Below are 4,140 nucleotides of genomic sequence, written 5' to 3' on the forward strand. Positions count from 1 at the left end.
CAATACATATGTCACCCCTTCAAAAAGACTATTATAAAAGTACTATATACAAAATTAGTTGACAATACATGCATATGTATTTTTTTGAATGTTTTTACACAGTATTTACATGATCTATGATATATTTTTACAAAAGGCAAGTGCATACAATTCGTTTATGTATCCGTTTCGGTGGTTGAGGGGGGATAAGAGTGAGCATGTTTGGGGCGATAGTTGCTTTTCTTTCAGCGATTATTCTTATACTACGAAATGTTCCGGTCGCATATGGAATGATGTGTGGGGCGTTTATTGGTGCTTTACTCGGCGGGGCTTCTGTCGATGAGGCAGTTCGTCTAATGATGGATGGTGCAAAAGAAATGATCCCGTCTATTTTGCGTATTTTGGCTGCTGGTGTGCTTGCAGGGGTGTTGATGCAGTCAGGGGCTGCGTTAGCAATTGCTGAAAAATTAGTGAGGGCATGTGGGGAGAAGTATGCGCTATTTGCGTTATGTTGTACAGCAATGGTGCTAACGGCTTGTGGAATATTTGTTGACGTAGCAATTATGACGATTGCACCGGTTGCGCTTGTCATTGCCCAACGTCTTTTCATTTCACGTTTTGCGATATTACTCGCACTCATTGGTGGAGGAAAAGCAGGAAACATCATTTCACCGAATCCGAACACTATCGCAGCGGCGGAGGCGTTTCATGTGCCGCTTTCTTCGCTTATGATGGCCGGGATTGTGCCTGCTTGTATCGGTCTTTTCGTGACGTACAACATGGCAAAACGATGGTTCGTAGACGATACGCAAAAGGTGGAAGTCGAAATCGTTCAAAAGGAAACTCCTTCTTGGACGAAAGCGATTGTTGCTCCCGCTGTAGCTATGATTCTTTTATTGTTGCGTCCTCTTTTTCGTATTCATATTGACCCGCTAATCGCTTTGCCAGCCGGTGCTCTCGTTGGTGTGGTAGCTATGAAAAAGACGAACGAGCTGAACGATTTTTTGCGCGTTGGCATGGAGAAGATGAGCGGTGTTATTTTCATGCTTATTGGTACAGGGGCGCTAGCCGGTGTGATCGCAAACTCATCGCTGCATAGTTCCTTTATGCAAACACTTCAGTCATTCGGTTTTTCGCCGTACACAATCGCCCCGCTAGCCGGTGCGTTGTTATCAGGCATTACAGCATCGACGACCGCAGGCACAGCAGTAGCGAGCCACATTTTTGGGGGAGCGCTTATTGAAGCGGGTGTTTCACCGCTTGCAGGTGCAGCGATGGTACATGCGGGAGCGACGATGCTTGACCATTTGCCGCACGGCAGCTTTTTTCATGTGACGGCGGCAAGCGTTCATATGTCAACGAAAGAGAGATTAAAATTACTTCCGTACGAAACGGCGATTGGTTTAACTATAGCAGTAACGTGTACAATTATTTTTATTATGTTTTCATAAAACGATGTTCTAAATAATCAACAAATAAAATAAAAAAAGGATTTTCACCCCATATGTCGAACGGTACATGTTAAGGGGGAGTGGGAGAAATGAGAAAAATATACGTAGCGATATGCATGTTCTTTTGTTTATTCGCCAATCGAGCTTGGGCAGAAGGGGAAACGAGCGTTACGCTCAGCGTCGCTGGCGATGTCACCCTTGGTCGCGATGAAAATTACGGCTATGCGTACTCGTTTGATGATGAAGCGAAAAAGAACGGGCTTGCTTTTTTCACGAAACATATCGAATCTATTTTTAAAAACGACGACTTTACAACCGTCAATTTGGAAACGACCCTCACAACAGCAACGCAAAAGGCAGAAAAGAAATTTCGATTTCGCGGCGATCCATCTTATGTCCATGTGTTAACGCGCGCCGGCATTGATGCAGTGAATTTGGCAAACAATCATACGTTTGACTACGGACAGAAAGGATATAGTGATACGATTGCCACGCTAAAGCGGGCGAATGTCGGTTATTTTGGAAACGGAATTTCGCTAATGAAAACGGTGAAAGGGATAAACATCGGTACGCTCGGTTATAAAGGTTGGAGCGATACGAAAGCATTTCGTCGACAAATGGCCGATGACATTCGCACATTGCGAAAACGAGGGGCGCAACTTGTGCTTATTCACTTTCATTGGGGAGAAGAGCGCAGTTATGTGCCAAACAACACACAAAAAGCGCTAGGAAGATTTGCGATTGACAGCGGGGCAGATCTTGTCGTCGGTCATCACCCGCACGTCATTCAAGGAATCGAACAATACAAAGGGAGAATGATCGTCTACAGTCTGGGCAATTTTATGTTTGGAGGAAATAAAAATCCGAGCGATAAAGATACGTTCGTTTATCAACAAACGTTTTATTTTGCTGACGGTAAAAAACAGCCGAAAACGACCGTTCGTATCATTCCGTTTCGCATTTCATCTGTAACGACACGAAACAACTATCAACCGATTCCGCTTCATGGGAAAGAAGCTAACCGTGTAAAAACAAAAATTGTTCATTTATCAGCAAAAATAAATAAGCCGACATGGCTTGTATATGAAAAATAATGTTGAACAAAAGGAAAGAGGGATAGTTCGTTCAGAAATTAAAACCGAGCATATCGCTCGGTTTTATAGTTCCTTCCCACAAGATGGACAAAATCGAAAATCTGCTTGTATGTTTGTTCCGCAAGATGAACAATATTTTTTCCCCTCGCTACGACCGAAGCGCTCATTTAGCGGATCTTTCTCTTCATGTTCATCAACGATATCGACGATGGACATCCGCTCTTTTCCTGTCGCATTTTTATAATGGTAGACGGCTTGAAAAATACCAAGCCCAACAAAAATCAGTCCGAACAGCGGAAATATTTGTGTTCCTGGAAACGGAGAATCTTTTGTAATCGAAAAAGTCATAAATGTCCAAAAAATACCGAAAATAATCGAGAAGAGGCTTCCGACAAATCCTTGCATCGACGGTCCACGGCCAGGCTTTATGCTTTTCATGTTTTTTCTCCTTTCGCTATATTCATACATTCCATTATATACAAGAGGCAGGAAAAATTCATTTCATATTTTGATAAAAAAGGTGCCATTTTTCAAATATATATGCTAGATTAAGTAATGACATCATAAACTACATATGTAGGCAATACGCAAAAGGAGGGTTTAGTTTATGACCTTATCATCGTTAAGGCGGCAAGCAAGAGATGCATTAAGAGGGAAATGGGGTAGTGCAGCACTTTTTATGCTCGTGTATGCGGCTGTAACCATTATTTTTCCAATGATCATTGAGGTTGCGCTAAGCGGAGGATGGGAAACGTGGCTTGATCAAGAAGAAGTACCAACTTCAGCCTCTATCGCAAGCATGATTATCTCCTTTGCGCTCATTCCTCTCAGCATCGCGATGTATTGGGTGTTTTTAGATGTGTATCGGAATGAACCGGTTCGTATTTCCCCGTTATTCACGGTGTATCAAAACGGAAAATTAGTTTTGAAATTGATCGGCACGTCGCTATTAATCGCTCTTTTTGTCATTTTATGGAGCTTATTGTTCATTATCCCGGGAATTATTAAATCGTTATCTTATTCACAAACGTTCTTTTTATTAAGAGATCACCCAGAATACGGTGCACTTCAAGCGATTAGTGAAAGTAAAAAGCGCATGAAAGGATATAAAGGAAAGTTATTTTTGCTATATGTTAGCTTTATTGGATGGGGGCTTTTGTCCATCATTACGCTCGGCATCGGACTGTTATGGCTCATTCCGTACGTTTACACATCGCTTGCTGCATTTTATGATCAATTTATTCGCACGCAAGAAGTGCCAGCTGAATAAAAACGAACAAGGGCGACCTTGTTCGTTTTTTTAGTAACTATTCAGCCACATCATAAAGTGAGCTGAATATTTTTTGCTTTTCTAAATAAAGCTAGTAAAATATCGAATGATTTTGTAAAATCGTTAAAAAGAGAATATTGTTTCTTTTTGTCGGAAATGTACGGACGGGGTCGTTTTTAGTTAATCATATAAACATGTTTGTAAAATGAAGAATAATAGTGACATACTATAATTTAAATGTGTTATAATAAATGAGGGGAAATGTTGGTCAGATCGGAATGAACATTTACGGGGGAGCAACAGTTAAGATAAATTTATAAAATTATATAAAAATCTATATGCAATT

4 protein-coding genes are annotated in these 4,140 nt (G+C 41.1%); 3 read left to right on the plus strand and 1 reads right to left on the minus strand.

The window, feature by feature from the left end:
* The first annotated feature begins 197 nt into the window (after positions 1 to 197).
* The gene (locus V7Z64_RS12160) at positions 198 to 1,430 is read left to right on the plus strand and encodes a GntP family permease (protein WP_297989870.1); all 1,233 of its coding nucleotides are present in this window, start codon (positions 198 to 200) and stop codon (positions 1,428 to 1,430) included.
* 116 nt (positions 1,431 to 1,546) lie between these two features.
* Complete coding sequence (locus V7Z64_RS12165) at positions 1,547 to 2,524, plus strand: CapA family protein (protein WP_442885208.1); 978 nt, start codon at positions 1,547 to 1,549, stop codon at positions 2,522 to 2,524.
* A gap of 63 nt (positions 2,525 to 2,587) precedes the next feature.
* Here V7Z64_RS12165 and V7Z64_RS12170 read toward each other — a convergent pair whose 3' ends face one another.
* On the minus strand, positions 2,588 to 2,962 hold the full coding sequence (locus V7Z64_RS12170; RefSeq protein ID WP_297989720.1) for a zinc-ribbon domain-containing protein: 375 nt from the start codon (positions 2,960 to 2,962) through the stop codon (positions 2,588 to 2,590).
* Positions 2,963 to 3,131: 169 nt separating this feature from the next.
* On the opposite strand from V7Z64_RS12170, the gene V7Z64_RS12175 reads away from it, so the two are divergent.
* Positions 3,132 to 3,794 (plus strand): DUF975 family protein, encoded by a 663-nt coding sequence (locus tag V7Z64_RS12175; RefSeq protein WP_297989718.1) that lies wholly within the window; start codon positions 3,132 to 3,134, stop codon positions 3,792 to 3,794.
* Positions 3,795 to 4,140 lie beyond the last annotated feature (346 nt).

The sequence above is a fragment of the Anoxybacillus sp. genome (assembly GCF_036834105.1).
Lineage (GTDB): Bacteria > Bacillota > Bacilli > Bacillales > Anoxybacillaceae > Anoxybacillus.